We start from the raw sequence: 24,833 nt of genomic DNA, 5'->3' as shown, positions 1-24,833 counted from the left end.
TCGCCGCGAATGATATCACCCGGTGCCACCCCCCGTCGGCCTTCAGGGCAAAGACTGGCGGGCAGGACGACGCCTGCTCCGCCAAACGCCGTTCAACTGCGGCGATATGCGTCGATTTCAGCGTCCACCGCATCGAAAGTCGCCAGAACGTCGCGCGACGGCGCGCGATCCAGCAGACTGACGACAAAAATGGCCACCGCGCCCAGCAGCGCGCCGGGGAGGATTTCGTAGAGCGCCTGCCATGCGGCCGGGACGATCTGTACGCCAAAGATGCTGCCCTGCTTCCACACAACCACGGTCAGGGCCCCCACCAGCATGCCGGCCAGCGCGCCGTTGCGCGTCATGCGGCGCCACAGCAGCGAGATCACCACCACCGGGCCGAACGCCGCGCCAAAGCCGCCCCAGGCGTAGGAAACCAGTTCCAGCACAGAGTTTTCCGGATTGCGCGCCAGCGCGATGGCCAGCAACGACACCAGCAGCACCGTAATGCGCCCCACCCACACCAGTTCGGCCTGGCCCGCGTTGCGGCGCAGGAAGGCCTTGTAGAAATCCTCGGTCAGCGCGCTGGAGCACACCAGCAACTGGCAGCTCAGCGTACTCATGATGGCGGCCAGGATCGCCGACAGCAGCACGCCGGCGATCCACGGATTGAACAGCAACTGCGACAGCAGGATGAAGACGCGTTCCGGTTGCTGCGCGACCGGCCCGGCCAGTTCGGGATGCTCGGCGAAGTACGCGATACCGAAGAAGCCGACGGCCACGGCGCCCGCCAGGCACAGCACCATCCAGGTCATGCTGATACGGCGAGCCGGCGCGATCGCCTTGTAGCTCGAAGCCGACATGAAGCGCGCGAGGATGTGCGGCTGGCCAAAATAACCCAAGCCCCAGGCCAGCAGCGACACGACGCCTACGACCGAACCGCCCTTGCCCATGTCGAAGAACGACGGGTCCAGCCGATGGATGATGGCCGTGCTCTCGACCAATCCGCCCGACAGGAAGATCACCACCAGGGGCGTCACGACCAGCGCACCGATCATCAGGCTGGCCTGGACCGTATCGGTCCAGCTCACCGCCAGGAAGCCGCCGATCAGCGTGTAGAGGATCGTCGCCAGCGCGCCTACCCACATCGCCGTGGCGTAGGGAATGCCAAAGGTGCTCTCGAAAAGACGGGCGCCCGCCACCACGCCGGAGGCGCAGTACACGGCGAAGAACAGCAGGATGATGACGGCCGAGAGCACACGCAGCAGGCGGCTCTTGTCCTCGAACCGGTAGGTGAAATAGTCCGGCAGGGTCAGCGAATTGTTAGCCCGTTCGGTGTAGACGCGCAGGCGCCCCGCCACCCACTTCCAGTTGCACCAGGCGCCGATGGTCAGCCCGATGGCGATCCACGACTCGGACACGCCATGCAGGAACACCGCGCCCGGCAGGCCCATGAGCAGCCAGCCGCTCATGTCCGACGCACCGGCCGACAGCGCCACCACGAAGGCGCCCAGGCGTCGCCCGCCCAGGATGTAATCCGAAAGGTTGCTGGTGTAGCGATAGGCAATCAGGCCAATCGCGACCATGCCCAATATGTAGAACAGGAAAGTGACGGTAAGCGGCGTACTGGCAGTCGTCGAAAGCATGCGTAGTCTCGATTCGGCCACTCGGAGGTGGCCTGTCAGATTCTTGGACGGGCGACTATGCCAAATCCGTCAATCATCACTTGAGACCTATCGCAAATGCGATGCAGACATCCGGGCGGCATGTCGCGCCCGGCTCACCACGATGAATCAGCGCTGGCCGCGCCGCGCCGACTGACTGAGGTAGCCCTGCAGACGGCTTTCGATGATGCGCGGATTGTCGCCGTGGGCGATGCCGACCAGGCCATCGAGCACCATCTCGCGCGTCGATACCAGGCGGGCAATGCTCGCGGACAGTTTCTTGCCGACCGGCAGGAAGATCAGGTTGGCGCTGCCCACGCCATAGATGGTGGCGACGAAGGCCACCGCGATGCCGGCGCCGAGCTTGCTCGGGTCGGAGAGGTTTTCCATCACGTGGATCAAGCCCATCACCGCGCCGATGATGCCGATGGTGGGCGCATAGCCGCCAGCGGCGTCCCAGATCTTGGCCGCCTGCTTCATTTCATGTTCCCAGGCGCCGATTTCGACGTCCATCACTTCGCGCAGGCGTTCGGGCTCGACGCCGTCCACCAGCAATTGCAGGCCCTTGCGCATGAATGGATCGGCCAGATTGCTGATCTTGTTTTCGAGTGCCAGCAGCCCTTCCTTGCGGGCGGTGGAGCTCCAGCTGACGATTTCGGAGATAAGCCCGTCGGACGGCGGCGCTGGCGGGCTGAACACCCAGCCGGCCATGCCAACGCCCTGGCGGAAGGTGTGCCACGGGCTCTGCAGCATCACCGCGCCGACGGTGCCGCCGATGACGATGAAGAACGCCGTCGGTTGAACCAACGACGACAGATGCCCGCCTTCGAACATGTGCCCCAACACGATGGCGGCGACGCCCAGTAACAGGCCGGCCAGACTGACGAAATCCATTTATCCGTGCATCCCTTCCAAGTTTGCTGCGGGCCACACCGGCGCGCGGCGCGGTGGGCCTATGCCACCTTCGCCCGCTTGCCGCGTTTGCCGCTGCCCGGCCCCGCGTCGCGGCCGGTGGTGATACGCGAGCGCAGGCGAGCGATGGCCTGGCTATGCAGTTGGCACACGCGCGATTCCGACACTCCCAGCACCTCGCCGATCTCGCGCAGGTTGAGGTCTTCCTCGTAGTACAGGCCCATTACCGTCTTTTCGCGCTCCGGCAGGTCTTCGATGGCCTGGATGAGCACCGTGCGCATGTTGTGGTCTTCGAGCAGGTCCAGCGGATCGTTGCTCTCGCCCACGATGTGGCGTTCGAGGAAGTCTTCGTCATCCTCGTCGCCGAAATCCTCGAAATAGACGAGCTGGTAGCCGCGCGCCTCCTGCAGCATCTTCTGGTAATCGGCCAGTTCCATGCCGAGCGACTGCGCCAGTTCGCGTTCGGTCGGCTGGCGGCCGTTCTGCTGTTCCAGCGTGTGGATGGCGGTTTCGATGCGGCGCATTTCGCGTCGCAGGCTGCGCGGCAGCCAGTCGTTCTCGCGCAGACCATCGAGCATGGCGCCGCGGATGCGCTGCACGGCGTAGGTCTCGAACTGCGCGCCCAGGCCCTCTTCATAGCGGCCGACCGCGTCGAGCAGGCCCAACATGCCGTTCTGGATGATGTCCTCGACCTGCACGCTGGCAGGCAGTTTGGCCATCAGGTGATAGGCGATCCGTTTGACCAGCGGCGCGTAGCGCGTAATGAGCTGATCCCGATCCAGTGTTCCGGCGGCGTTATACATCGTTGTCTCTCGTTGGCCAGGGCCAATCACAAGCAGCAGGAGAATGGAGCAACACGGCTGATTCGTGCTCCCATGCCTGCATTGTGCGGGGAGCGTTGTCCTTGCATTGCGCGGATAAGCGCGGAGTATTCACGCCAATCATGCACACGCGGCACTCGTGGCCGGGCTCGCCGCCAATCCGCAGGCCAGATCGCGAAGGCGCTCGACAAAGCCGCCGGGGCTCGACGGCAGCGCCTGACCGAGGTGATCGACGCAGCGCACCTCGATGCCCAACTGACGCCACGCCAGGGCCTGGAAATTGGCCGCCAGTTCGCGCGATTCAAATGTCGTCTGCCCGCTCAAGGTGAGCGCCATACTGCCGATATCGGCAATTCCCTTCAGTTTCTTTAGCGCCGCGTAGGCGGCAGTGATCGATTCGACGCGCGCTTCGGCCACCAGCAGGCAGACGCCGGCCGCGCGCAGCAGGGATGAGGTCGCCGTTGTATCGGCGTGCACGATGGTTTCGTCGGCTTCGAACTGCAGCGTGCGCAGGGCGTCGACCACGCGCCGGCCGAGCACCCGTTCGCGCCCCACCAGGCGGGCCGCGCGCGCCACCGGCAGCAGCATGAGCGCGTCGTCGCGGACCAAGGCTTGCGCCAGCGGCACGTGGCCCTCGATCACTTGCTGCAGATCGAAGCGCGGCGCCGTCCCAAGGTGGTCGGCCAGATTGCCGAAGGCGCTGCATTCTTCCAGTACCAGCAAGCGTTGCCCTGCCCCGGCGCGCGCGCGCAACTGTGCGGCCAGCCAACGGGCGGCCCCTGCACCGCAGGTCAGCACCGCCAGCGAGCGCCCCTGGCCGCCGAACATGCGCCGCAGGCCGGCGGCCTGATCGTATCCGGCCATCATGCGCGTGGCACCGGCGATGCGGGCGCAGACATGATCAGTCCGGCCTCGGCAACATCCAGCTTGTGTGCCGACCTGGCGGGCACTTCGCGCAGGGCGCGGTGAATCACGTAACTGCGGTTGGGCAGGTGCAGGTCTTCCGGCACGCGCTGGCCGGTGGAGACATAGAACACGCCCAGTTCGTTGCGCACGGCGGCATCGATGGCCGGCGCAATGGTGGCCGCCTCATCCAGCTTGGTGATGATGCAGCCTGCAAGATTGGGCGCGTCGTAGGCGCGGATGATCTCGTCGAGCGTGTCGCCACGCACGGTGGCGTTCAGGCACAACAGGCGGCGCACGTTGCCGGCGGAGGCCAGCATCGCGGCTTGTTCCATGACCATCTTGTCGCGCTGACCCATGCCGATGGTATCGATCAGCACCATGTGCTTGCCGCGCAGGTCGGCCAGCGTCTGGCGCAGATCGGCGGCGTCGCGCACCACGCACACCTGTACGCCGAGGATGCGGCCATAGATGCGCAGTTGTTCGTGCGCGCCGATCCGGTAACCGTCGGTGGTGATCAGCGCCACCTTGTCGGCGCCATGGCGCACCACGCAGCGTGCGGCCAGCTTGGCCGTGGTGGTGGTCTTGCCCACACCCGTCGGGCCGACGATGGCGTACACGCCGCCGCGATCGATGATGTCGGCGTCGGATGCCAGCAAGCGCAGCTTGCGATCGAGCATGCCCTTGACATGGGCGCGCGCGTCGGTCACCGCCATGTCGCCGACGATGCCCTCAGTCAGCGAGCGCGTCAGTTGCGACGAAAAGCCTGCTTCGAGCAGTTCGGCCATCAATTGCGTGCGCGCCGGTGCGGTACGGGTGATTTCGTTCCAGGCAAACCCGGCCAGTTGGCGTTCGAGCATGCCCTTGATCGAGGCAAGCTCATCCATCAGGCGCGCGTTTGTCGCTTCGAGCGCGGCCAGCTTGGCGGCCTCGACGGCCGCAGCGGCGGGCGCGACGTCTTCACGTTGTGACTGGGCGATGGCGCGCGGCGCGGGCTCGTCGATCGCACGGCGCAGCGGAGGCAGGTCGTGATGCACCGAGGCCCGATGGGTCAGCGTCGGCTCAGCGGATTGTTCGCGCGCCAGGCGGGCAATGTGCTGGCCCAGCGTCAGGGTGAAATCATCGTCACTCGGAGCCGGTGCGGCTGCACGGGCCACCGGTGCCGCAACGGGGGCCGGAGCAGGCGTCGATTCGGGCCGGCGCACCTGTTGGGCGGCAGCCGAGAAGCTGGCGATGGCCTCGGCCGGCATGGCAACGATTTCCACGCCGTCCGGCACCGAGCGATTGGACAGCACGACCGCGTCGCCGCCGAGTTCGGCCTTTACCATGGCCAGCGCTTCACGGGCGCTGCGCGCGACGAATTTCTTCACGTCCACCATTTAATCAGCCTCCAACAACCGCAGTGACACGGATGGTGCGCGATTCAGGCACCTCCGAATGAGCAATGACTTTGAGATTCGGCACGGCGCGGCGCACAAAGCGCGCCAGCAGCCAGCGCAAGGCGTTCGGCACCAGCAGTACGGCCGGCAGGCCGAGGTCTTCCTGGCGCTGGGCGGCCGTGGCCGATTCGCGCAGCAGCGTGTCAGCCAGACCCGGCTCGATGGCGGCATCTGCGCCACCGGTGTGCATGGCTTGTTGCAGCACGCGCTCCAGCGAGGGGTCGAGCGCGATGACTTGCATCTCGCTGTTGCCCGGGAACAGTTGCTGCACGATGGCGCGGCCCAGCGCGATACGTACGCGGCCGGCCAGTTCCAGCGGGTCCTGAATGCGCGTGGCGTGCTCGGCCAGGGTTTCGACGATGGTGCGCATGTCGCGAATGGCGATGCCTTCTTCCAGCAGGTACTGCAGCACGCGTTGCAGCGTATGCAGCGGCAGCGTCTTCGGCACGAGGTCTTCGACCAGCTTGGGCGATTCCTTGGCGATGTGGTCGAGCAGTTGTTGGGTTTCCTGGCGGCCGAGCAGATCGGACGCATGGCTGAGGATGACGTGGTTGAGGTGCGTGGCGACCACCGTGCTGCCATCGACCACGGTGTAGCCCAGCGCATGCGCCTGTTCACGCAGGCTGGAGTCGATCCACACCGCCGGCAGGCCGAAGGCCGGATCGGTCGTCGGCGTGCCCGGCAGGTTGCCCGCCACGCGGCCCGGATTGATGGCCATCAGTTGGTTCGGATAGGCCTCGCCCTGCCCGATCTCCACGCCTTTGAGCGTGATGCGGTAGGCATTCGGCTTGAGTTCCAGGTTGTCGCGGATGTGCACCGGCGCGGCCAGAAAGCCGATGTCCTGCGCGAATTTCTTGCGCAGGCCGCGAATGCGCTTGAGGAGTTCGCCGTCCTGCCCCTTGTCGACCATCGGGATCAGGCGGTAGCCCACTTCCAGGCCGAGCACGTCGACCGAGGTCACGTCCGACCAGCTCGCTTCCATCGATTCTGCACGGGCGGCGGCCTGTTCCGGCGCGACGGCGGGCTCTTCGACTTCGGCGGCGGCCTGCTGCTTTCTGTTGAGCACCCAGGCCAGCGCGCCCAGCAGACCGGCGAGCATCAGGAACACCAGGTTCGGCATGCCGGGGATCATGCCCAGCAGGCCAAGGATGGTTGCCGTCAGAATCATGACTTGCGGGTTGTTGAAGACCTGGCCCACCAACTGCGAGCCGATATCCACGTCTTCGCCGACGCGCGACACCACCAGACCGGCCGCCACCGAGATGATCAGCGCCGGCAACTGTGCGACCAGACCGTCGCCGATGGTCAGCAGCGTGTAATTGTTGAGCGCGCGCGAGAACTCCATGTCGTGCTGCGCCACGCCGACGATCAGCCCGCCGACGATGTTGATCACCAGAATCAGGATGCCGGCAATCGCGTCACCGCGCACAAACTTCGAAGCACCGTCCATGGCGCCGTAGAAGTCGGCTTCGGCGGAGATGTCGGAGCGGCGCTGCTTGGCTTCCTTGTCGTTGATGAGGCCAGCGTTCAGGTCGGCGTCGATGGCCATCTGCTTGCCGGGCATGGCGTCCAGCGTGAAGCGCGCGCCCACTTCAGCGATACGGCCAGCACCCTTGGTGATCACGACGAAGTTGATCACCGTGAGGATGACGAACACCACGATGCCCACCGCCGTGTTGCCGCCGACGAGGAAGTGGCCGAATGCTTCAATCACCTTGCCCGCCGCATCCGCGCCGCTGTGGCCGTGCAGCAGCACCGTCCGCGTGGATGCCACGTTGAGCGACAGGCGCAGCAGCGTGGTCACCAGCAGCACCGTGGGGAAGACCGAGAACTCCAGCGGCCGGCGCGTGTACATCGCCACCAGCAGCACGATCATCGACATGGCGATGTTGAACGTGAAGAACACGTCGAGCAGGAACGCCGGCAGCGGCAGCACCATCATCGACAGCACGAGCAGCACCAGGATCGGCGCGGCAAGCTGGCGAATGTTGCTCGGCGAGAACAACTGGCGGAGATCGAGTTGGTTAGCTTGAGCCATGAATGTTCACTCGGTGCGGGTTACGGCGTTGCTGCATGCGGGTCCATGTCTGCCGGCACCGGCAGGTCATGGGGGGTTTCGGGCGGCAAACCACCGCGGGCGATGAATTCGTTGAGCTGATACACGTACGCCATGACCTCGGCCACGGCGGTATAGAGCGCGGCGGGAATCTGTTCGCCGATCTCGGTATGGCGGAACAGCGCGCGTGCCAGGGGCGGCGCTTCGAGCAGCGGCACCTTGTTTTCTTGTGCGAGTTTGCGGATGTTGGCGGCGACCAGATCGGCGCCCTTGGCGACCACCGTCGGCGCACCCATCTTGCCGGCTTCGTACTTGAGCGCCACGGCATAGTGCGTCGGATTGGTGACCACCACGTCGGCCTTGGGCACGGCGTCCATCATGCGGCGGCGGGCCATCTCGCGCTGGCGTGCGCGGATGCGGCCCTTGATCTGCGGATTGCCTTCCTGCTCCTTGGACTCCTGCTTGACCTCTTCCTTGGTCATCTTGAGTTGCTCGTAGTAGCGCCATAGCTGGAACGGCACGTCCAGCAACGCCAGCAGACCAAGACTCGAAGCGAGCAGCAGCGCCGCCGTCAGGATCACCTTGCCGGTGCGCGCAAGCCCGGCGTCCAGCGGCATGCTCATCAGGCCCATCAGGTCGTCGTGGTTGCGCCAGATGACCCATGCGGACACCGAGCCGATGACCAGCGTCTTGAGCACACCCTTGATGAGTTCGGCCAAGCCGTGCATCGAAAAAACGCGCTTGATGCCCTGCAGCGGATTGATGCGGCCAAAGTCAGGCGAGATCGCCTTGGTCGACAGATTGAAGCCGCCCAGCGAGAGCGGGCCGGCCACGGCGGCGATCATCAACACGACCATCATCGGCGCGATCGCCAGCAGGCCGTCGGACGACAGATTGCCCAGCGCGTGCAACATGGCGGCGGGGTCGAGCGCGTCGCGCCGCTCCAGCACCAGCCCGTCGCGAACGGCGTGCACCACGTGCGAGACCATCCATTGACTGGTCAGCCACAGGCTGCCTACGCCGAGGATCAGGACGAGAAAAGTCTGCAGTTCGCGCGATTGGGGAACGTTGCCCTCTTCGCGCGCCTGCTCCAGCCGTCTGGGTGACGCTGATTCTGTTTTCTCGAGATCGCTTTCTTCGGCCATGATCCTGCCCCTGGATGGACAGGATTATTTGCCGGGGCGGCAAGAACTGCCGCCCGGATAAATGCGGAAAAGCCCCGGCTATTCGGCGCTTGGCCCCACGGAGATGGGGGTGTGGTGGAGCGCTGGCTAGCGGTGAAGCTCCAATAGATCGTTTCGGGCGTTCACCCGGAGCAGATCCACGCGGCAGGAAATCGCCAAGCTCCCGGCCGCTGGAGAACAAGACGCCGGATGCGCACGGACGCTCGCCGCGCTGCGAGCGCGAAGACCGCGCGCGGCGAGATCATCTAGCACATCATTACCCGTGCGGTTCTGTGTTGTGCGCCAAGCGCGCGTTGGCCACCACTGCTGCGTGGAGAAATTCGCGTCAGCGGAGTTGCGAATTGATTATTGGGCGCCCAGAAAAGCCCTGCCCTCTAAGCCGGGCAATGCGCGAACTCATTCCTGCCATAACGAAGCGTGGTTTCCAGCCGATGATGCCCTTTGGATAAAGAGCCAAAGACCACCGGAACGGCAGCATAGGGAAACATCAGATTGGTGTTGGGCGTACAGGGCATCAGGCCGTGGTGATAGCGTCCGCTGCTTTCGCGAATGGCGCTGTAGAGTTGTGTCCCCGTGGCAAGGACTTCCTGCCGGGGTACCCGGGCCATCACCACGTCAAAGCTGCGATTGGCTTTGCACCACAAATCAACACTGTGGCCACTCGCCACAAAATCCAGCGGCGAGTCGTTCTCAATATCATGGAACCGGCTTTCGCCCCCCTCTATGAACCGTTGGCACGTCCTGACCAGGCAGCCGGGAAATGGAGACCACACCGTACGCAGTTCATCACCCTGCAAAGAGCTTTCTATCAGGCGGGTGCGGAAAAACCAGTTCTCCTTATCGGCTGAAAATGCCAGCAGGTTATCGCCCACAAAGCCCGAGGACAACCAGCGGGTCGACTCCACGCACAGGCCATGAGCCGTGGAATACGCGAATTTGAGGTATTTATCAGCACTGTGGCGGATCTCATTCTGTGCCGGCGCACCGCTGAGCAGATAGGCTTCCCCCTGCTTGCGCTGGACGCATTGGCGCAAGGCAGACTGAACATACCCCACATCGGGAAAACTCTGCCCAACAGGAGAGGCCTTCCAGAACGGATGATCTGCAGGCAAAGCCAGCGGAAAAAACGCCTTGAGCATCCACAAGGGGGATTGCGCACTATTGTAGAACTCAGTGATGAGTTGGCTGGGATAGGCGTACCCCAGGGTGATATGTCCCGCAGCGTCAAAGCATGGCTTATCCAACCACCATGTCAATGAACGAGACCATAGGCCCCGCAATTCTCCCATGCTGATCTCGGGATGGCCGAAACAGGCCAGCAGCGCCCAAAACCCTGCTGGAGCAAACCGGTACAGCAAAGAACGACCATAGGCAATATGCGCACCGGACTCAGCAAACCAGTAGCGATACGTATTGGCAAACTCCTGCGCCCGCGCAACGAAGCGCTGACTACGCACGGGGTCATCATGCATATGCCATCTTGCGTATAGCAGACCGTAGTACTGGAAAGCAAACCCGTTGTAATAATCAGTGCAGGCTTTCGCACCATCGCCATACCAACCTGCCAAAATATACTGACTGTCAATAAAGTCGAGTTCCTCCTCCAATAGAACTGTATCAATCGTGAAGTCCATTCTCTGCAAGGCTTTGAGTACGAGAACACGAAAGAAGCGCCAGTTGTTCGGCGGAAGCTCTATATGCTGTACGCGTGCCAGCCAACAGCAGAGATTCTGGCGCGCACCGGCACTCATCTGATCGATGAACGCTGGTGACTCCTGAATCAAAGTAGCAATGGCGGCCATTTCCACCACGCGCTGGTCAGCGTTTTGCGCCTCACCCCAATAGGCAGGATGCAAAGGGTCGACGCCATTGCTCAAGCCATCGACAAACCTCTCGAAATGCAGCACTTCGCACCGCCCGCCCATGGCTGGAGCGACGCCCCACAACAGCCGCGCAAAACCCTCGAGATCCGCTGCAGACTGATCGAAACTGGCACCCGCCGGAGCAATGCGAAGCCCTGCATTGCCAGGCGTGAAACACGGCAAGTGCTTGTCGATCACCCAGTCGAGCAGTTTCACAAGCGCCTCACGATCCAGCGCCTTCGTCACATCAAAAGGAAAATCTGCAGTTGCCATCATCAAGCTCTCTGGTTACGCGGACGTGACGATCATCGCCTTCGCACTCGACGCGACACTCTATTGACATATGACGATCATATTTGCTGAGGGCACACGGCACACCACTGAATATGAATCGAAAAACACAACTCGATTCACCAAAAGAATTGGTTATGTCCAAGCGAGCGCATCAAGGCCTCCATGAAGTAATAATCGCCATACGGCAACATGGCACGTGTCAAGCCGGCGTGAACATATGAAGCCCCGTGATCGAGAAAACCATGAGCTTCGGCGTGAGTAGTCAGGTCACATTGTTCGAGCAAGCCTTCCATCAACCTGTCTGCCAGCCCACGCCAGCGCTCGGCTTCATTTTCATCCGAACAGGCACTGGCAATGAGATAGACGCCGGCGGCGGTGATGGCTCCGGCCGAACTGTCGCGAAAGGCCTCGACTTCAGCAGGCAGGCAGTAATCCCACGGCGGGACTTTTTTGTCGCCCAGGAACTGTTCCGCCTTGGCGGCAAGTAGACGGGCCGTATCAAGAAACCAGGCTTCGCCTGTATACAAATAGCATTGTGCAAAACCGTGAATAAGCCATGCCTGCCCGCGTGACCAGCATGAAGTATGCGAATAACCCTGGTGTGTCTCGCCACGCAGGGGCTGTCCCGTCACAGGATCGAAAATGAAACAGTGAAACGAACTGCCGTCCGGTCGCACGATGTGACGGGCAACTGTCGCAGCATGCGCATCCGCCACATATTTGAAGTCAGCATTGGCAGTTTCACGCCACGCCCAATACAGGAGCGGCAGATTTTCCATGGAATCGGCAATGATGCGCCCACTCACAAAATGTGAACGCTCAGGCGTAGTGGGACTCACCGGACTCCACGCTTGAATGTAGTTGCCACTGGGATCGAAACGCGCACGCAATGCGTCTGCTGCGCGCAATGCCATGTCACGAGCATGCATATTGCCCGTCATCACCCACTCAGCCACGCAGCTGAGCGAAAACTGAAAACCCAGGTCGTGGTCCTGATAGGCCTTGGTCTGCAAAATGGCATTCAACGCCGCTTTGCGCGCGGCAGCACTGTTGGCAAACGCTGCGTCACCGCTGAGCTGATACGCCAGCCACAACTGCCCGGCACGAAACCCCATGACCCAGTCCGAAGCACCACAATAGGTCCAGCTGAAATCAGCCCGACCTATTTTTGGATTACGCAAACCATCGATGGCCAGCGTTTCACGCAAGCGGACGACACATCGATCCAGAGCCTGCTGATGCTGCGGTAAGCGACGCGAAAACAAAGGAGCGGAAGCAGACCGGAAAGCCGTATTTGTTCTTTCGCTTGTCATATTTGTATCAATTCCATACATTCAAGGATCTTCCCAACCACAGGCCGGGGTTGCGCACCGGGTAATTACGGCGAACTTCAAACACGGTCGGATCGGTGGGGAGCTTTCCCCAGAGACTCAGCCAGTCTGCGCGCCGTGCCGACAATGCACCAAACAGTAGGGCCGGCTGGCGAATAGGCCACTCGGTCCAGTACATCACGTCATGTGAATAGGGCCACTGCCCTTTGTCTGCCAGATAGGGGGCAAGAAATTCAATCCCACGAATCACGCTTCGTCCGTCAGGCAGGCGGAAATTCAACGCATCAAACTCTTCTGAAGAAATCACCAAAGCCAGCGCGCTCATCACATCCAGGTTGAATATCGAATATCCATAAGGTTTGGTGCGCCCCAACTCACGTGGAAAACTGCCATCCAGCGCCATTTGTCCCGGCAGCAGTACCTGGGTAAATCGCTGGCGGCACTCTTCAAGCACCGCCTGATTACGGGTCGCTCGCGCAAAAGCAGCCGCCTGCAAGGTCCAGCAAACACTGTGATTGTTGTCAGTGTTGCTTTCATCGATGCCATAAGGATGCGTGCGAAACCACTGCAGATAATCGCTGAACCATCGGGTGATCATTTCGTCATCCGTGGCGCACATTGCCTTGTCATGCCTGAGAAGCTCAAGCGCCAGAGCGACTTCTGCCAGATGAACCGTATCGATCAGCCCAATACCGCGCCCTGTGCATACCCCTCCTATGGCTTGGGCATATTCCAGATGCGGATTCATGCGTGTGGCAGGATCACAGAACCAGGCTCGCATGTGCGCAACAGCCCTTTCGGCAAAGCGGCCTTCCCCCGTACATTGCCAAGCGCCAGCCAGATGTCCCACATGGGTGGCAAAATCCAGCATCAGCTCACGGTGTGCCGTAAAATTGTCCGGGTTGGTCATGCCATCGCGCTGGATATAGGGGCCATCCGGATTGGCTGGATCCGGCCACCAGTAATCCGCTTCAGAAGAGAAATCGTGCGGTCCGCCAGGGCTGCGCGGGTTGATCGCCGTGACAAGAGTCCGGGGCGCCATGCTCAATGCGGCCTGTGCGGCTGCACTGAGACGAGAGCGCTCAAAATCGAGCAGCGCTGAATAGGTCATCATTTTTGGCATTGTCTTGGATGGACGGCCCAGTCGGAAAAACTTGGCTTTCCCTTCATCAAGGGGCAAACCAAGGGGCAAAGACGGTTGTCATGCAACATGCGATTCGAGCGCGGTGCTGGCTGGTTTTTCCTGGAAATCTGTCACAGGAGGCTCCTCCCCGAACGCTTCACTCGCGGCCAGAAGGCGCCGGGTATACGCGTTCTGGGCCTGCCCGTGTGTCAGCGCATGCACACCCAGTTGCTCGACCAGTTTTCCGTTCTGCATCACGGCAATGCTTTGGCACATATGGGCAATGACGCCCAGATCGTGACTGACCATGAGATAGGTCAGCCCACGCTGGTCCTGCAAATCGCATAACAGGTTGAGAATTTCAGCCTGCACGGAAACATCCAGCGCCGAGGTGGGTTCGTCGAGCAGGAGGATGTCGGGCTCCAGCATCAACGCCCGGGCAATGGCTATGCGCTGGCGCTGGCCACCGGAGAGCTGGTGCGGATAACGCCAGCGATGGACTCGCCCCAACCCCACCGCAGAGAGCACAGCCAGCCCCCGATTTTCTGCATCAGGCAGTTTATGGATGCGTGCGGGCTCCATCAGTTGCGCCCACACGGTCTGGCGCGGGTGCAAGGAATCGTAGGGGTCCTGGAAAACCATTTGCACACGACGGTAAAAACCGGCTTCGCGAGGGGTTTTAACAATCTGTCCAGCCATGCGGATGGATTTGCAGATCGATGGCACCAGGCCCGTCAGCGCACGCAGGATGGTGGACTTGCCCGAGCCGGACTCTCCCACCAGACCAAAAGTCTGTCCTTGTTCGATGCAGAGGCTGACATCATCAACGGCATAGCGTGCATTTTCGTCCTCGCCGAAAATGACACTCAGATTTTCGATTTCTATCATCGCGCTCATGTCATCACCATGCCGGATCGCGCGTCAGTACTTGCAGACGCTTTTGCGGTGCGTGAATGCGTGGCATGGATGCCAGCAAGCCTTGCGTATAGGGATGCTGGGCACGATCCAGATCTGCGGCCAGCAAAGTCTCGACCACCCGTCCGCTATACATGATGAGTACGCGGTCGCAAAAGCGGCGCACCAGGTTCAGGTCGTGGCTGATGAAGATCAGCCCAAGACCACGGGTTTTCACGAGGTCATCCAGCAAGGAGAGAATTTCCAGACGCACGGTCACGTCCAGCGCCGAGGTCGCTTCATCGGCGATCAGCACGCCGGGCTCGGACACGAGCATCATGGCAATCATGATGCGCTGGCCCATGCCGCCAGACATCTCATGCGGATACATGTTGTAGACGCGCTCCGGGTCGCGTATCTGCACGGCGCGCAACATATCGGTGGCGCGTACGCGGGCTTCCTGCCGAGTGCTGCGTACATGGATGCGATAAGCCTCGGCAATCTGCTCGCCCACACAAATGACTGGATTGAGCGAGTATTTCGGGTCCTGCATGATCATGCCGATGCGCCGACCGCGGATGCGATCCATCTCTTCTTCAGATGTGTCAAGCAGATTGGTTTCGCCCAGCCATATCTGCTCGGCTTCGATCCGTGCAGCAGCAGGCGTCAGGCGCATGATGGCGCGTGCAGTCAGGCTTTTCCCTGAACCCGATTCGCCAACGATCCCCAGTTTTTCCCGGCCCAGGTCAAACGATACGCCGCGCACGGCACTCACCCTCCCCCCTTGGGGCGAAGGAAAGCTGATATTCAAATTACGTAGCGTGACAAGGGCCTTGGCACGATCAATGGGTTTATCCATATGAAGTTTCATACTCATACTCAATGTCTCTTGACCACGCATCAGGGACTTACCCCTCCTGCCGCGGGTCCAGTGCATCACGCAAAGCGTCCCCCAACAGGTTGAACGCCAGGCTGACCATCAGGATGGCCAACCCCGGCATGGTGACAACCCACCAGCTATCGAGCATGACGCGACGGCCCGTGGAGATCATCGCCCCCCATTCCGGTGACGGCGGTTGCGCACCCAAACCGAGAAAACCCAGGCTGGCAGCGGTAAGTACGATGGTGGCCATATTGAGCGTGACTCGCACGACCACGGAAGACAGGCACAACGGCATGATGTGTTGCAGCACGATGCGTGCGCGGGAGGCGCCCATCAAGCGCACAGCGGCGATATGGTCTTTCTTGCGCAGGCTGAGCGATTCAGCCCTCGCCAGACGCGCGATCGGCGGCCAGGCGGTCAGTGCAATGGCGAGGATGGCGTTCTGCAGACTGGGGCCCAGCGCGGCCACGAATGCCATCGCCAGGATCAGGCTGGGAAACGCCAGGAACAGTTCAGTCACCCGCATCAATACAGTCTCGACCCATCCGCCGAAGTAACCGGCGACGCAACCTACGGTCAGGCCGATAGGTGCCACGACAATGCTGACGATGCCAATCGTCATCAATGTCAAACGGCTTCCCCAGACAATGCGACTGAGAATGTCACGCCCCAACTCGTCCGTGCCAAGCCAATGCACGCTGCCCGGAGGTGTCAGCACCTTCGCCAAGTCCTGTTCAATCGGGGAAAACGGCGCCAGCCATGGCGCAAGAATGGCCACCAGTATCAGCACGCAGACAATCGCCAGCCCGATCAACCCCAGCCGGTTCAAAGCAAAACGCTGCCAGCCGCGCCAAAGGCTTTGCAGGGTGGCCTGACGCGCGCTGGTGGTGTCTGGTGCGGTCAGCCAGGCGCGCAGGCCTGTAGGTTGTACTGCAACAGGAGTATTCATTGATCAGCCCTTCTCAGCCTGATGTAGCGACTCACAAACATCGCCCTGTAAAACGCTATTGATTTTTGGCATTCACTATATTGAGTACGTATACTCAACGCGGATAACGGTGAATTGAAGAACGGAATGTTCAGTCTCATTTCCGTCCTAGCTAATTCGCGGGTCAAAGATCCGGTAGAGGATGTCGCAGAGAAGGTTGAGTGCGATAAAGACGCAGCCGATCAGCAAGGTGCAGGCGACCACCACATTCATATCGCCAATCATCAGCGCATTCACCAGGTACTGGCCAAAACCCGGCCAGGCAAAAACGGTTTCGATGACGACCGCCCCTTCCAGCATGCCGCCGTATGACAAGGCCACCATCGTGATGAGCTGCACACGGATATTTCTGAATGCGTGCCGCCAGATGACGTCACGACGCGGCACACCTTTGGCGCGGGCCGCAATGATGTATTCCTGCCGCAACTGTTCCAGCATGAAACTGCGTGTCATGCGGCTGATATACGCAACCGAGCAGTAAGCCAACACCAGTGCAGGCAATGCAATGTGCTGGACGACATTGCCGAAGACTTCCCACTCGCCGGCCAGCACCGAGTCGATCAGCATCAGTCCGGTCACATCCGGTACCATGCCGAAGAACTCCGTATCGATGCGTCCGGAACCCCCTACCCAGCCGAGTTTGGCGTAGAAAATGATCAGGCCGATCAGTCCCGTCCAGAAAATCGGCACAGAGTTTCCCATCAGCGAAATCAGACGCACAGCATGATCGCTGAACCGTCCGCGATTGACAGCAGCATAAATTCCAAGGGGAATTCCAACGCAGGCGCCAAGGATGATGGTAACCGTCGCCAGTTCCAACGTGGCGGGGAATACACGTGCGATATCCTCTGCGACCGGACGCCCGGTCAGCAGCGTCTGGCCAAAATCCCCATGCAAAAGATGTTTCAGGAATATCCAGAATTGCTCGAAAACAGGCTTGTCCAGTCCGAGCTCTTTTGTCACCTTGGCATAAGTCGCCCCGTCTGCATCGGCTCCGATCACGGCGATCACCGGATCGACAGGCATCAGGCGACCAATGACAAAAGTCAGCATCACCAGCATGAACAGGGTTGTTACAGCACTGCCCACACCGGACAGCAGCCGAGTGATGCGCCGTCGTGTGCGAGAGCGTGCAACGGGCAATGGAGTTGCAGCAGACATCGCCGATGTCATGATTATCCTTTCACCAGTCCTGCCATCCCAATAGACGGATGGCAGAGAGGCATGGGTTTGCCCGAGGCAAACCCATCTGTGCTTTTTTACTTTTCCACTTCATTCCAGCGCGTCATACCAACCAGACTGGGGTGGTAATTCTTCAGCGCAGAACTGCGTGCGAAAGGATCGATGAAACGCGAAATAGGAATGAAAGGCGGAGCGGATTCTTCATACAGTGTCACCGCCTTGGCATACAACTCGGCTCGTTTCTTTTCGTCGTTGATACTGCCCGCTTCGTCTATCAGTTTATTGACTTCAGGCGAGAAGTAAGACTCGCGCCAGGCCTGCAGATTGCTCAATTTTGAAGCATCCGAATTATCCGGGTTATATGCCACGGTACGTACCCAGCCATCGGGATCGGTAGGTGCCGACGAACCCGTTCGTCCGATTATCATTTCAAATTGACGATTGCGCATCGGCCCATAAACCTGGTCTCCGTTGCCCGTACGGATTTCAGCCGTAACGCCTGCTTTGGAGAGGTTTTGCTGTACTGCGGTAGCGATATCGGAATAAGGTACGGAGCTGAGTGCCAGCAACTGCTTTTTCAGGCCGTTGGGATAACCCGCCGCCACCAGATCCTTTTTGCATTTTGCCGGGTCATATTTGTTGCCGATATTCGGTACGTAGCCTGGAATATCCTTGGGTACAATGGAATTTCCAACCTGGCCATAGTTCTTCAGGATTCCTGAATTAATCCCCTCATAGTCAATGCAATAGCGCAATGCGCGGCGCACTTCCGGCTTGGCGAAGTCAGGGTCTTTCATGCTGAATGCAAGATAGTAATAACCTGAACCCAGCACGCGTTCGATCGTGATCTTGGGGTTCTTCGCCAGACCGTCGATGTCTGCAGAAACCAGCTGCATGGCTACGTCGAGATCGCCTTTTTCAAGCTGCAGTCGTTCGACCTGCGACTCGGGCAAATGACGAATCACGACGCGGTCCAGCTTGGCATTGCCGCCCCAGTAATCTTTGGCGCGGGTCATCAGCAAAACATCGTTCGGGTTCCATTGCACCAGGGTATAGGGCCCCGATCCGGCCTCGTGCGAGGCCAGCCAAGCGCGGCCCATGTCGCCGTCCTTCTCGTTTTTTGCGATGACTTCCTTGTCCACAATGGCCCCCACCGTGCGGGTCAGCGCCATCAGTTTCAGGTTGGGAGACAACGGATCAGCCGGAGCCAGGACAAACGTATATTCGTCCTTGGCATAGAATTTCTCGTCAACATTTTGCGGGGTATATCCCCACTGCTTGAGGTAGGACGCTCCGAGCAAACCCAGCTTGATGGAGCGGCGCAGCGAATAAGCAACGTCCTCCGCCGTCATCTTGCGGCCGGTATGGAATGTCACATTCTTGCGCAGCTTGAAAATGATCGTGCCATCATCGAGCGTTGACCATGACTCGGCTACACCAGGAATCAACTTGCCGCGATTTTGTGGATCAAGACGTACCAGATTGTCATAGACATTGGCGATGACATGGTGCGACTCGATGGAATTGGTGTTATGGGGGTCAATACTGGTCAGGTTGGCCATATTGAAGCCCACAATCAACTGATTCTTTGGCGTGGCTGCCGTGGCAGTCGGAACACTCCCTATCGTTAAAGCAACGAGCGCAGCCAACAGCGTGGCTTTGAAAGCTTGCGACTTCACTTTCTCCTCCTTAAGGACGACGTCCTTCTTCTATAAATATTTTTTTGTCATGAATGTTGCCGAGTACTCTGCTCGGATGTCTTTTGTTCTTGCAGGCGTACCTCATGAAGACCTGGATTCCGTCTCCTCCTGGTCCGCCTGCCTCGCCGCGGCAGCAACCCTGCGCGAGCGCCGCCGAGGGATATCGCGATTGACGACATGGCACAAATCCCAGAATTCCTGGTTTGTCGCGATCTCTTCAATCGAATTTTTGATGGTGTCGATATGTAAAGCCATCGCAGAGCGGGCAGCTTCGGAATCCTTGGCGTCGATTGCGGCAAGGACTGCCATATGCTCTTCAAATACGCCTTCCACACGCCTTATTGCCATTTGCAGTCTCAGGCTGCGGATCCGATCAACCTCCAACCTGGCCACTGTGACAAAACGCATTGCCAACGGGACATCGGCAATACGAAAAAGGAATTCGTGGAACACTTCATCCAGATAATAGAAATCCTCGTAACGCCGCTCGCGCAGCGCGTCTTCCTGTTGCGCCAGAATCGCCTTCAAGCGGCATAACTCTTCAAAACTGCGTTTGGTCGCGACGCGCGCAACGCATGCCGTTTCCAGCGCATGACAGATGAAATACCCCTCGTAAGCGCGATTCAGGCTGATCGGCGAGACATACGTCCCGCTTTGCGGCACTACACGCACCAGTCCGTCCTCTGCCAACTTGATAAAGGCCTCTCGAACCGGGGTCTTGCTCAGATTCAGGCACTCTGCGACTTCCTGCTCGGGCAGGCTGCGGTTGGGTACCAGCTGCAAACGGACGATCAAGTCACTGAGCAGGCCGTAAATCTGTTGAGGCAATGCCCCCTCCCCACTCAACTCTGCTGAGTTCAGCAAAGCCCTAAGTGGCATATCTCTGCGCTGCTCTAGTATATCAATCATGTTTGTAATATATCAGTTGTGAAAATTCGAGGCAATCGCGTTGCAGACGGCTCGCCGCTGATGGAGCCAGAAAAGTGGACAAGGATGAGGATGATCAAGCAACCGGGCCTGAACGGGCCAAGTTCCGAGACGGGAGCTACGCGCAGTGGCGTGATGGAACTGGACAGTTATGAAGACCAGGCTGCTTCGGGAGTTCGCCGGGCGCACGGTATCCGCCTCGCAAGCGACTGTTCGCCACGGCACGAGCGAGGGTGACCGCGAGCACGTGACTGGACTGCTGTCTGGCGGCTTGCATGGCGGCGCCACTGGGCAGGCCCTCGCGGCTCAAGTGCTCTCGGGCTATTGATCCGGAACTCAGAGGAAGACGGCGCGACCCTGGCGCATTGGAATCACTATTACAAGAGGCAGCACCCGCATCATGGCACCGGCGGTCACGCGCCCTCGTCCCGTCTCTTGGCAAACGGAGACAAGGGCTGGACTCTTCGCCGCTAGCGACGCTGATCGAGCATGTGCTGCAGCAAGGTCAGCATGTCGACCTCGAACGGCTCGCCGGTGTCCTGACGCAGAGCGGTTTCCAGCGGTGTACCGGCAATCGGCTGCGCAGCGCGCGCGCACTCGAAGGCGGCGTTCAACGCCAGCAATTGCGTGAAGTGGATGTCCTGCAGCGGTTGGGGATGGCTCACGGCGGCACACTCACGGCAAGTCGACAATCGTCTTATCGGCAACGCAAGCGCGAACTTGAGTCTGCTACAGGCGATATCCGCACTGTCAGCGTCCACCCGGCGGCAGTAGACTTAGCAGCTCGACCGTTACAGAAGTGAAAGGCATGCCGCCATGAGCGACCAGGATTTGCGCATCCCCTACCCCGTATTGTGTGAACGACTCGCCACCGTGCTGGCGGCCCACGGCATGCCCGCCGACCTGGCCCGACAAGAAGCCGAAATCATGGCCGAGGCCGATCTGCATGAGACGCCCTCGCACGGCGTACGCATGCTGCCCAACCTCGTCCGCGCGTTCGACGAAGGCCGCGCCAAGGCTGTGCCCGACACCAAGTGGGTGCGCGACCTGGGTGCGATCTGCCTGCTCGACGGCGACAACGGCCCCGGCCGACAGGTCGCCATGATGGGCATGCAGGCGGCCATCGACCGCGCCCGCAAATTCGGCATCGGCGCCTGTGTGGCCGTGCGCACCACGCACTGGGGCCGTGCCCACGCCTACGCGCTGCGCGCGGCGCAGGCCGGCATGATCGGCATCTGCTCGACCAACGCCGTCAACAGCATGGTGGCGTGGGGCTCGAAGGGGCCTGTCATCGGCAACAACCCGATTGCCATCGGCATTCCGCGCGCAGCCAGCGACCCGATGGTGCTCGACATCGCCATGAGCCAGGCGGCCGTGGGCAAGGTCACCACCTGGCTGCGCGAAGGCCGCGAACTGCCTGCCGGGTGGGGCGTGGACGCCACGGGCAAGCCGACGACGGACCCAAAGGCGATCCTCTCCGGCGCGGTGTCGCCCATGGGCGGTCACAAGGGCGCCGGGCTGGCGCTGATGATGGAATTGCTCACCGCCGCGCTCGGCAATGGCCTGTTCGGCTACGAACTTGAGGGGGGCCGTAACAGTGTCGAGATCGATACCAGCAAGATCTTCATCGCTATCGACCCGGCGGCTTTCGGTGGCACGGAGCATTTCGAGGCACGCGTCACGGCTTACATGGACTATCTGCGGGCCAATGGTGGCGTGACCGAGCCGTTCTTCGCCCCGGGCGAGCGCGGCTGGCAGGCGGCGCGACACAACCTGCAGGCGGGGGTGCCGCTGCACCCGGAAATCGTCGAGCAGCTCAAGGGCGTCGGCGTCGATCTCGGCTAATTCCCACGACCATCACGCCAATTTCCGCTGCATAAGCAGAAACACCTGACCGTCCCCGCCCGCATGGGTGAATGCCATGCCGGGCGGGGCTCGCTACACTGCGCGCTCCGACCTCACGGAGTGGTTCCACGTGGATAGCCTCTTCACTCTGGGCGCGATACTGGCGATCTTTTACGTCTTCGTCGTACCCGTCCTTGCCATCATGGCGCTGTCGCGCGCCAACGAGGCTCGCCGCCAGCTCGACGCGCTGCAGCGTCAGATCGCCAGCGGCACCGTGGCGCCGGCCATCGTGGATCAGGCCGAAGCCGAGGCGGCGCAAGCGGAATTCGCCGCCGAGCCGCTCGAGCCCATCCCCGAAGCAGACGTCCCCGCGCCACCTGTCGTCGCACCGGAACCCATCCCGGCGCAACCGGTGGCCGCCGAGGCTCCGATGGCGACCATCGAGGCTGCGCCCGCCGCGATCGAAACCGTCGAGACCGCCGAGGTCGCGGAGCCCGCTGCAGGCGGACACCGCGACGCGAGCCCCATGAGCGGGCTCTTCGGCTGGTTGTTCAGGGGCAACCCACTTGCCAAGATCGGCGTGCTGTTGCTGTTCTTCGGGCTTGCATACCTGTTCAAGTATTCGGTCGATCACGACATGCTGCCGATCGAGCTGCGCCTGGCCGGCGCGGGGCTGTTGAGCCTCGGCCTGCTCGGCATCGGCTGGCGCCTGCGGCACAGACAGCCGCTGTATGCGCTGATCCTGCAAGGTGGCGCGGTCGGCGCCTTCTATCTCACCGCGTTCGCTTCATTCCGGCTGTACCACCTGCTGCCCTCGTCGGCAGCTTTCGCGTTGATGATCGTCATCTGCGCGGCGAGCGTGGCGCTGGCGGTGGTGCAGCGCGCACAGAGTCTCGCGGTCGTCGCGGCACTCGGCGGATACCTCGCGCCGGTCTTGCTGAGCACGGGCGGCGGCAGTCACATTGGCCTCTTCAGCTATTACGGCATGCTGTCAGCCGGCATTCTGACGGTGAGTGTGTGGCAGATCTGGCGACCGCTGAACCTCGTCGGCTTCGTCTTCACCTTCGGCGTGGCCGCGCTTTGGGCCGATAAATCGTACGTACCGGCGTTCTACCTGAGCTGCCAGTTGTTCCTGATCCTCAATCTGGTGATCTTCGGCATCCTCGCCCCGCTTGCGGCGCTGCGCCATGACACGCGCTCGCTGCGTTTTGTCGATGGCACGCTGGTGTTCGGCACGCCGCTGGTGGCGTTTGGCTTCCAGTACGCGCTGATGCGCCAGCAAGGCTGGATGATGGGTGCCGCCTTCTCGGCGCTCATCCTTGGCGCGATCTACCTGCCGCTGGCGCGCACGCTGATGCGCCGCTGGCCCGAAGCCGGCCGCCGGCTGGCGATTTCCTTCATCGCCCTGGGCGGCGGCTTCGTCACGCTGGCGATCCCGCTGGCATTGTCGGCGCGCTGGACTTCGTTGGCCTGGGCGCTGGAGGGCGTAGGTGTGGCCTGGGTCGGCGTCGGTCAACGTCATCGCCGCATGGCGTGGAGCGGTAGTCTGCTCGTTGCGTTGGCTGCGGCATCGGCGGCGTTCGCGTGGCCGATGGATACCACCACCCTGCTGCTGGTCTTCGGCGTACTGGCGCTGAGTCTGCTCACGCTCGGCTGGGTGTGGCGCGACGAGCGCGAATGGATCGAAGGTCGTGTCATCGCTGCCGTGGCGGGTACGGCCGGCGTGCTGTGCTGGCTGTGGTGGGTGTTCGAGGGGGCCTGGCGCGTCGGGCACTACGCCGACATCGCGCCACTCGCGGCGCTGGCGCTGAGCGGGATATCCGCCCTGCTCTGGGAACGCGTCGGCCACAGGCTGGGCTGGCCGCTGCTGCGCCATGCCGGCTGGTCGTTGTGGCTGGTGGCTGCCGGCGTGCTCGCATGGGCGATCTCTGACCGGGGGCATCCGCTGGTCGGCAATGCGCAGATCCTGTCGCTCGCGTACTGGCTGGTCGCATTGGCCTGCGCAGCCGTCGTATTGCGTCGCGTGGAGGGTGATCTGCCGCATCCACTGGCGCGCCTCGGCATGCACGCGGCCTTGTGCTGGATCGCAATTGCCTTCTTCGCCGTCGAACTGATGTGGCGCGCCGCGCGCCTGCCCTGGGGCTGGGACGAATGGCGCATGGCGATCCAGTTCATCGCCGTGGCCCTGCCGGTGATGGTCGTCGCGGGCCTCGAACACTTTGCGTGGCCGGTGCGTGAGCAACGGGCGGCATGGTGGCTGGTGGGCCTGGCGCCGACACTGCCGGTGGCGGTCCTGCTGCTGGTCATCGGCAATTTCTTCGACGGGCAACTGCCGAACTGGCAGTACGTGCCCCTCCTCAATCCGCTGGAAGAATCCGCCGCGTTCAGCCTGCTGATGCTCGCGCTGTGGCGCGTTCATGTGCTGCGCCATTGGGATGCGCGCTGGCGTGTGCCGACGGCGGCGCTCATCAGCGTGCTGGCCGTGTGGTGGCTGAACGGTGCACTGGTGCGTGCGCTGGCGTATTACGGCGGCGTCGAGTGGGACGGCGAGGCGCTGTGGGATTCGCGCCTGATCCAGACCACGCTGGCCCTGGTGTGGACCATCGCCGCGCTGGCCCTGATGCTGCTGGCCAAACGCCGCGCCAGCCGCCCTGCATGGATGGCGGGAGCCGGCGTGCTGGCCGTGGTCGTCGTGAAGCTCTTTCTGGTCGACAGCGCACGCGGCGGCGGGCTGGCCCGCGCCGTGGCGTTCATCGGCGTCGCGCTCTTGATCCTGCTGATCGGCTACGTCGCGCCGCTGCCGCCGCGCAAGCCGATGGAAGCGGAAACCTCTACCTGAATCAGAT

20 protein-coding genes are annotated in these 24,833 nt (G+C 61.4%); 3 read left to right on the top strand and 17 right to left on the bottom strand.

Going from position 1 to position 24,833, the window contains the following annotated elements; all coding sequences use genetic code 11:
* Nucleotides 1–92: 92 nt before the first annotated feature.
* The 16 genes from putP to ACDA63_RS06160 all read right to left on the bottom strand — a co-directional run bounded on the left by putP (nt 93) and on the right by ACDA63_RS06160 (nt 20,043).
* The gene (gene putP, locus ACDA63_RS06235) at nt 93–1,625 is read right to left on the bottom strand and encodes a sodium/proline symporter PutP (protein ID WP_373662349.1); all 1,533 of its coding nucleotides are present in this window, start codon (nt 1,623–1,625) and stop codon (nt 93–95) included.
* Nucleotides 1,626–1,772: 147 nt separating this feature from the next.
* Nucleotides 1,773–2,537: a flagellar motor protein gene (locus ACDA63_RS06230; protein WP_373662348.1), complete on the bottom strand. Its 765-nt coding sequence runs from the start codon at nt 2,535–2,537 to the stop codon at nt 1,773–1,775.
* Nucleotides 2,538–2,596: 59 nt separating this feature from the next.
* Complete coding sequence (locus tag ACDA63_RS06225) at nt 2,597–3,358, bottom strand: RNA polymerase sigma factor FliA (protein WP_373662347.1); 762 nt, start codon at nt 3,356–3,358, stop codon at nt 2,597–2,599.
* A 138-nt stretch (nt 3,359–3,496) separates the two neighbouring features.
* Nucleotides 3,497–4,243 (bottom strand): MinD/ParA family protein, encoded by a 747-nt coding sequence (locus ACDA63_RS06220; protein ID WP_373662346.1) that lies wholly within the window; start codon nt 4,241–4,243, stop codon nt 3,497–3,499.
* Nucleotides 4,240–5,658: a flagellar biosynthesis protein FlhF gene (gene flhF, locus ACDA63_RS06215; protein WP_373662345.1), complete on the bottom strand. Its 1,419-nt coding sequence runs from the start codon at nt 5,656–5,658 to the stop codon at nt 4,240–4,242. Before flhF ends, ACDA63_RS06220 begins: the two co-directional genes overlap by 4 nt.
* Before the next feature lie 4 nt (nt 5,659–5,662).
* Nucleotides 5,663–7,756: a flagellar biosynthesis protein FlhA gene (gene flhA / locus ACDA63_RS06210; protein ID WP_373662344.1), complete on the bottom strand. Its 2,094-nt coding sequence runs from the start codon at nt 7,754–7,756 to the stop codon at nt 5,663–5,665.
* A 20-nt stretch (nt 7,757–7,776) separates the two neighbouring features.
* On the bottom strand, nt 7,777–8,919 hold the full coding sequence (gene flhB, locus ACDA63_RS06205; protein ID WP_373662343.1) for a flagellar biosynthesis protein FlhB: 1,143 nt from the start codon (nt 8,917–8,919) through the stop codon (nt 7,777–7,779).
* Nucleotides 8,920–9,332: 413 nt separating this feature from the next.
* Entirely contained in the window at nt 9,333–11,096 is a 1,764-nt protein-coding gene (locus tag ACDA63_RS06200) for a DUF2264 domain-containing protein (protein WP_373662342.1), read from the bottom strand.
* Between the two features lie 134 nt (nt 11,097–11,230).
* Entirely contained in the window at nt 11,231–12,448 is a 1,218-nt protein-coding gene (locus ACDA63_RS06195) for a hypothetical protein (RefSeq protein WP_373662341.1), read from the bottom strand.
* Nucleotides 12,435–13,559, bottom strand: a complete 1,125-nt coding sequence (locus ACDA63_RS06190; protein WP_373662340.1) for an alginate lyase family protein — start codon at nt 13,557–13,559, stop codon at nt 12,435–12,437. The genes ACDA63_RS06195 and ACDA63_RS06190 overlap by 14 nt, the downstream gene beginning before the upstream one ends.
* 87 nt (nt 13,560–13,646) lie before the next feature.
* Nucleotides 13,647–14,465 carry an ABC transporter ATP-binding protein gene (locus ACDA63_RS06185; RefSeq protein WP_373662339.1) on the bottom strand — a complete coding sequence of 273 codons (819 nt, stop codon included), beginning with the start codon at nt 14,463–14,465 and terminating at the stop codon, nt 13,647–13,649.
* A gap of 4 nt (nt 14,466–14,469) precedes the next feature.
* A complete protein-coding gene (locus ACDA63_RS06180) occupies nt 14,470–15,339 on the bottom strand; it encodes an ABC transporter ATP-binding protein (protein ID WP_373662338.1) in 870 nt (289 codons plus the stop codon).
* Between the two features lie 31 nt (nt 15,340–15,370).
* The gene (locus ACDA63_RS06175) at nt 15,371–16,294 is read right to left on the bottom strand and encodes an ABC transporter permease (RefSeq protein ID WP_373662337.1); all 924 of its coding nucleotides are present in this window, start codon (nt 16,292–16,294) and stop codon (nt 15,371–15,373) included.
* Between the two features lie 147 nt (nt 16,295–16,441).
* Nucleotides 16,442–17,506: an ABC transporter permease gene (locus ACDA63_RS06170; RefSeq protein WP_373662336.1), complete on the bottom strand. Its 1,065-nt coding sequence runs from the start codon at nt 17,504–17,506 to the stop codon at nt 16,442–16,444.
* A gap of 86 nt (nt 17,507–17,592) precedes the next feature.
* The gene (locus ACDA63_RS06165; RefSeq protein ID WP_373662335.1) at nt 17,593–19,194 is read right to left on the bottom strand and encodes an ABC transporter substrate-binding protein; all 1,602 of its coding nucleotides are present in this window, start codon (nt 19,192–19,194) and stop codon (nt 17,593–17,595) included.
* Between the two features lie 102 nt (nt 19,195–19,296).
* The gene (locus tag ACDA63_RS06160; protein WP_373662334.1) at nt 19,297–20,043 is read right to left on the bottom strand and encodes a GntR family transcriptional regulator; all 747 of its coding nucleotides are present in this window, start codon (nt 20,041–20,043) and stop codon (nt 19,297–19,299) included.
* Between the two features lie 250 nt (nt 20,044–20,293).
* Between ACDA63_RS06160 and ACDA63_RS06155 the strand changes: the two genes are divergently transcribed.
* Nucleotides 20,294–20,470, top strand: a complete 177-nt coding sequence (locus tag ACDA63_RS06155; RefSeq protein WP_373662333.1) for a hypothetical protein — start codon at nt 20,294–20,296, stop codon at nt 20,468–20,470.
* 142 nt (nt 20,471–20,612) lie between these two features.
* Here the strand turns inward: ACDA63_RS06155 and ACDA63_RS06150 are convergent, their stop codons facing one another.
* Entirely contained in the window at nt 20,613–20,807 is a 195-nt protein-coding gene (locus ACDA63_RS06150; RefSeq protein ID WP_373662332.1) for a hypothetical protein, read from the bottom strand.
* A 151-nt stretch (nt 20,808–20,958) separates the two neighbouring features.
* Here ACDA63_RS06150 and ACDA63_RS06145 point away from each other — a divergent pair, with 151 nt between their 5' ends.
* Both ACDA63_RS06145 and ACDA63_RS06140 read left to right on the top strand, forming a co-directional pair.
* Nucleotides 20,959–21,987, top strand: coding sequence for an Ldh family oxidoreductase (locus ACDA63_RS06145; protein WP_373662331.1), 1,029 nt, complete (start codon nt 20,959–20,961; stop codon nt 21,985–21,987).
* A 130-nt stretch (nt 21,988–22,117) separates the two neighbouring features.
* Nucleotides 22,118–24,826 (top strand): DUF2339 domain-containing protein, encoded by a 2,709-nt coding sequence (locus tag ACDA63_RS06140; protein WP_373662330.1) that lies wholly within the window; start codon nt 22,118–22,120, stop codon nt 24,824–24,826.
* Nucleotides 24,827–24,833 lie beyond the last annotated feature (7 nt).

Origin of the sequence: Uliginosibacterium sp. sgz301328, assembly GCF_041807905.1 — a bacterium.
GTDB lineage: Bacteria > Pseudomonadota > Gammaproteobacteria > Burkholderiales > Rhodocyclaceae > JBGVSA01.
Note: the sequence above shows the minus strand (reverse complement) of the source record. Positions and strands in the feature narration are given on the sequence as shown.

What these genes read in the sequence shown, in the direction of transcription:
- putP (WP_373662349.1), bottom strand. Translation starts at nt 1,625, where the DNA reads ATGCTTTCGACGACTGCCAGTACGCCGCTTACCGTCACTTTCCTGTTC.
- ACDA63_RS06230 (WP_373662348.1), bottom strand. Translation starts at nt 2,537, where the DNA reads ATGGATTTCGTCAGTCTGGCCGGCCTGTTACTGGGCGTCGCCGCCATC.
- ACDA63_RS06225 (WP_373662347.1), bottom strand. Translation starts at nt 3,358, where the DNA reads ATGTATAACGCCGCCGGAACACTGGATCGGGATCAGCTCATTACGCGC.
- ACDA63_RS06220 (WP_373662346.1), bottom strand. Translation starts at nt 4,243, where the DNA reads ATGATGGCCGGATACGATCAGGCCGCCGGCCTGCGGCGCATGTTCGGC.
- flhF (WP_373662345.1), bottom strand. Translation starts at nt 5,658, where the DNA reads ATGGTGGACGTGAAGAAATTCGTCGCGCGCAGCGCCCGTGAAGCGCTG.
- flhA (WP_373662344.1), bottom strand. Translation starts at nt 7,756, where the DNA reads ATGGCTCAAGCTAACCAACTCGATCTCCGCCAGTTGTTCTCGCCGAGC.
- flhB (WP_373662343.1), bottom strand. Translation starts at nt 8,919, where the DNA reads ATGGCCGAAGAAAGCGATCTCGAGAAAACAGAATCAGCGTCACCCAGA.
- ACDA63_RS06200 (WP_373662342.1), bottom strand. Translation starts at nt 11,096, where the DNA reads ATGATGGCAACTGCAGATTTTCCTTTTGATGTGACGAAGGCGCTGGAT.
- ACDA63_RS06195 (WP_373662341.1), bottom strand. Translation starts at nt 12,448, where the DNA reads ATGTATGGAATTGATACAAATATGACAAGCGAAAGAACAAATACGGCT.
- ACDA63_RS06190 (WP_373662340.1), bottom strand. Translation starts at nt 13,559, where the DNA reads ATGATGACCTATTCAGCGCTGCTCGATTTTGAGCGCTCTCGTCTCAGT.
- ACDA63_RS06185 (WP_373662339.1), bottom strand. Translation starts at nt 14,465, where the DNA reads ATGAGCGCGATGATAGAAATCGAAAATCTGAGTGTCATTTTCGGCGAG.
- ACDA63_RS06180 (WP_373662338.1), bottom strand. Translation starts at nt 15,339, where the DNA reads ATGAGTATGAAACTTCATATGGATAAACCCATTGATCGTGCCAAGGCC.
- ACDA63_RS06175 (WP_373662337.1), bottom strand. Translation starts at nt 16,294, where the DNA reads ATGAATACTCCTGTTGCAGTACAACCTACAGGCCTGCGCGCCTGGCTG.
- ACDA63_RS06170 (WP_373662336.1), bottom strand. Translation starts at nt 17,506, where the DNA reads ATGACATCGGCGATGTCTGCTGCAACTCCATTGCCCGTTGCACGCTCT.
- ACDA63_RS06155 (WP_373662333.1), top strand. Translation starts at nt 20,294, where the DNA reads ATGAAGACCAGGCTGCTTCGGGAGTTCGCCGGGCGCACGGTATCCGCC.
- ACDA63_RS06145 (WP_373662331.1), top strand. Translation starts at nt 20,959, where the DNA reads ATGAGCGACCAGGATTTGCGCATCCCCTACCCCGTATTGTGTGAACGA.